The following is a 4,087-nucleotide window of genomic DNA, read 5'->3' on the forward strand; positions in this document are numbered from 1 at the left end:
AATAATGATACGGTAAATAACTATGCCCACACTATAACTAGCCAGCGGTATAACAAAATATAAGGTGGCGCTGCGTTTAAATTTGTGTAAGTAAACGCTGGCATAGTAATAACAGTAATTAAAAATTTCGTTTTTACTGGGTAATTTGCCGCTTTTAGCTAAAACACGGTGGCTAATGCGCAGCCGTTTGCTAAGTTTATCGTGGTAATAGCGGTTAAATACTAAACGAGCGGCGTATTTTCTATGGTTAAGTAAAAAACCTTTATTAACTAAAAATATTTTTAAGTAGCGGCTGTTTTCGTTATTTTTATTTTTTATCAAATTAAAAATGGTTGCCGCTAAACGGTAAAGCATATAAAAAATTAAACCCCACAACAAAAGGCTGGCCGATAGCAGTAATAAATGTTGGCTATGCTGTAAAGCTAAAGCCAATAATAAAAATAACGAATTAATAGCCGTTAAAACATACATACGCTTGCGGGCGGCGGCCAGCCATAAGTTACCGGCTAACTCGAGGTTATTAAGTTTATCGGTGATGGTGGCCACTACTTTATCGGTAATAACTTTTTTAGTAAAAACAGGTGTTTTACTTAAACCCAGCGGGATAAGTAAATTTGTAGTAACAAAGTGAGAAAGGTTTTTACTTAAAAGAGTAAGCTGCTGCACCATATAAAAAATAACGGTATTTTTTAGCAAAAGCCATAGCTTATAGAGGCAGGCCTTTGGCCATAAACAGCTTAAAAATTTAGACGGTAACTTAAAGCTAACTGATAAAAGCTAATATAATTGCCCCTGTACGTGCGGTTTATTAAAGAGGTTTCGGTATCATGCCAAGTAACATTACGTTGCAGCTGGGCTAAAATAGTTAAGTTATGCTGCCCATTAAAGGCAAGGTTGGCCATAGGGCCAAAACGTACTAAGGTAAAATCGCTGCCCCAGCCGCCGCTAGCCATTGTCGATACCTCGCGGGCGTGGCCTAAATTAGTTTCGGTATCGGTTACTATGGCGACAAGATTAACCATAAAAGGTAATTGATAGCCAATTACATGACTAGCCGTGTAACGCCAGCCGTTAAGGTTGCGGCGGTCGCCATCACTTTTAAAAAGATACGGAGTGTTGTTATCGGCAGCCGTAAAGTGGCGGAATTGCAAGCGGTTATCCGAAAGAAGAATAATGTTGGTCCAAGTGCTCGGTATAATGGCTCCTAAATTAAACTGAAAACGGCCGCCAAAAGTAACACCACTAATTACGCCCTGAAAGCTATCGTAATTAAGGCCATCGGCTTCCCATAAAGCTAAACCGGTTGCTAATTCGCCCAAGCTCCAGCCTGTACCAACAAAAGCAGTAGCGTGAAAGGCCAAAAAAGCGATGGGACTAAAGGTAGCGCTGCCAATCCCCTCGAGGGTAACGGGAGTAACATTAACTTGGCCGCGCAAAGAAAGACCATTGCCGGCAAACAGCGGGTTAGTGCCATCGCCGGTTAAAAGGGGAACGTTAATAATATAATGGGCCGTAGCCAGCACACCGGGTACGGCTAAACCGTTAGGGGCAGCAAAGCCATTGGCTGCCACATCGCTTATGTTATTATTGGTATAAAAAGCTGCATCTAGGCCCACACCCCAGCGGACGGGTACAGTCCCGGCAGCTTCTTCGGAGTTGTCTTGGCTAAAAAGCGGCAGAGCCGCCAAGGTAAAAAGGCAGCCTAAGAAAAAATATTTAATTTTAGGAATTTTCATAGCTTTATTTTAAACAATTTTGGTAAAAATGTCAATTAAAACGCCAGCCGTAACCAATACGCAGGCCAACTATTTCGTACATAAACCCCAAAATGTTTTGGTTTCTGTGCAGCGGCTCCAGCTCGCTGCGTAAGGCAAAAAGCAGCGACCCATTTGGTCCGAGAGGTATGTTGGTAAGGCCAATTTCGCTTACTAAATTAAAACTAAAGTTACGGTAATTGGTTTCGGTGGCATTATAGTGCTGCATATTAGCGTAACTATAGCCTAAACTTATCCCGCCGGCAATATACAAATGAATATCGCCCAAGTAAGCCCTAAGCATAGCCAGCACACCAAGCGAAAAGCTGTGCATATTAAAGCTGGCATCGTTATCAACTAAATAGTTGCTGGCCGTTAAGTAACCGTAAGCAAGGCCGGCTTGTACGGCAAAATATCTGTATAAGCCCCAAATAAGGTAAGCTTCACCGCCAAAGCGTGGGCCTAACCAAATGTCTTCTATAGTGGGCTGGGTATTAAAGCTAGAAAGATTAACCCCTAACCCCACACCAACTTTAAGGCCAGCAGTTAAATCGCCGGCATCGTTACTAGAGGTTGCCTCTGCTGCCGCATTAAATGTTACTAGTAATAATATTAAAGCAAACAGTTTTTTCATGGTTACCTCCTTAACATAACTATTTATATTTTAGCATATAATTTGTAATTGTCAAGAGCGATGTGGGCACGGGAGTGCCACACTAGTGTACTTGAAACTTTTTTGTCATTGCGAAACTTTCGGAGAAAGTTGTGGCAATCCATTTAAGTGTAACAAATTAAGCTGGATTACTTCGCTACGCTCGTAATGACAAAGTACACTAGTGTGGCACTTCCGTGGGCACCTATCCCTTTATAGGTACTAAATATTTAACGCAAAATTACGCTTACAGGCCAAACTTTTAAATTTTAGCTTTACTTTAACCCCAAGCTATGTTAAACTAAAACTATGAAAAAAATATTAATTTTATTTTTATTATTAATAGCCATAAATGCACAAGGGCAAGGCTTGCCGGTGCCGGCTAACGCTACGCTGGCCAGTTTGTTCCCTGATGAGAATTTGAGAAGAGTGGTGGCGGAACATTTAGGGCCTAATGCCGGTTTAGTGGGGCAAAGGTTGAGTGATGTTTTGGCGAGGATTGAAGCGCTTACTACTGGCACGCTTGGTGTTAAAAATACGAGTGGTATTGAATATTTAGTAGGACTTACCAAGCTTGATTTATTTGGTAATGGGTTAGCCAATATTAATGTCAATACCCTTATTAATTTAACTTATCTGGATTTGGGCTACAATGATTTAACCAGTTTAGATATAAGTAATCTTATTAATTTAACTTGGCTTAATGTAGAGCAGAATTTGCTAACTACTCTTGATATAAGAAATCTTGCTAAGTTAGAAGGCATTTCTATAAATGGTACTCGATTAACCCAGCAAAATATACTAGGGTTCCATAGCGGTGTTACTTTGTTTAGATTTGAGTATAACCACTCTCCCGGTGAACAATAATCCCTGTAAGTGTTGGAAATACAGGGATTATGACTGAATTTTAATTTTTATTAAAAATAGTAACGCCACGCCAATGAATAGTGTTAGGCACTTTTTGATTAACTACCGTTATATTACTTGGGTTATATAAAAATCGCCCATGACCACTAGCTAAAAGAAAGTGACTGTTCCCATTAGCTATAGTGTAATCATATTTTTTACCATCAAAGTCTTCAGCTACAAGGCTAGCCGTGCTTTCGGGGAAAGTAACTTTAGCGGTTAAAATGGGAGAATTAGCAGCTCTAAATTTTTCCATTTTAAAAACTTCATTTAACAAGCTAGCGCCGTCATTTATAAAGGTACTATTAGTCATAATTTTTTCAGTGACTCCATTTTTATTAACATAATTAGTTACTCTTATTTTATAGTAAATTTCTTTAACGTCCTCTTTTGAAAAGATAACACCTAGCTTCCTTTGGGCAATGGTGAGTAAAGTCATAAAATAACAACCATACCAAAAAACCATATTTGTATTGATCATCACTTCTTTATCATCTCGTATAACTTTTACAGTTGTTAAAACTGTGGTATCCCCATTCCAATCATCATTCTCCATTTGAGTTTGCCGTAAATACATATAGGTACCATCGCTATTTTTGGGGTTATCCTCCCAAGTCTTCTTACCAATGACTTCAGAATCTGGCATAACAGCTGGCTTAGGCGGCGGCGGGTTATCAGTCTCATTGCCTTCATCATCTTTAACCAAAACATAGTTAAAATGGGTTTGTATCCTGTCCAGCTCCGCCTTCGAGGCCGGGCTGGTCGCTTGTGCCGT

Annotated in this window: 5 protein-coding genes; 1 reads left to right on the forward strand and 4 read right to left on the reverse strand. The window is 39.8% G+C overall.

The genetic code is table 11. The features are described 5' to 3' along the window. The 3 genes from FWE37_09215 to FWE37_09225 all read right to left on the reverse strand — a co-directional run. Positions 1–696 (reverse strand): hypothetical protein (locus tag FWE37_09215; protein MCL2521157.1); only part of this gene is annotated, 696 nt, incomplete at its 3' end. Between the two features lie 41 nt (positions 697–737). Continuing rightward, positions 738–1,736: a hypothetical protein gene (locus FWE37_09220; GenBank protein MCL2521158.1), complete on the reverse strand. Its 999-nt coding sequence runs from the start codon at positions 1,734–1,736 to the stop codon at positions 738–740. Between the two features lie 31 nt (positions 1,737–1,767). Beyond that, positions 1,768–2,388 (reverse strand): PorT family protein, encoded by a 621-nt coding sequence (locus FWE37_09225; protein ID MCL2521159.1) that lies wholly within the window; start codon positions 2,386–2,388, stop codon positions 1,768–1,770. A gap of 327 nt (positions 2,389–2,715) precedes the next feature. Here FWE37_09225 and FWE37_09230 point away from each other — a divergent pair, with 327 nt between their 5' ends. After that, entirely contained in the window at positions 2,716–3,273 is a 558-nt protein-coding gene (locus tag FWE37_09230) for a hypothetical protein (protein ID MCL2521160.1), read from the forward strand. 40 nt (positions 3,274–3,313) lie between these two features. Here FWE37_09230 and FWE37_09235 read toward each other — a convergent pair. After that, positions 3,314–4,087 (reverse strand): hypothetical protein (locus FWE37_09235; protein ID MCL2521161.1); only part of this gene is annotated, 774 nt, incomplete at its 5' end.

It is taken from the genome of Spirochaetaceae bacterium (assembly GCA_009784515.1).
In the GTDB taxonomy this organism is placed as follows: domain Bacteria; phylum Spirochaetota; class Spirochaetia; order WRBN01; family WRBN01; genus WRBN01.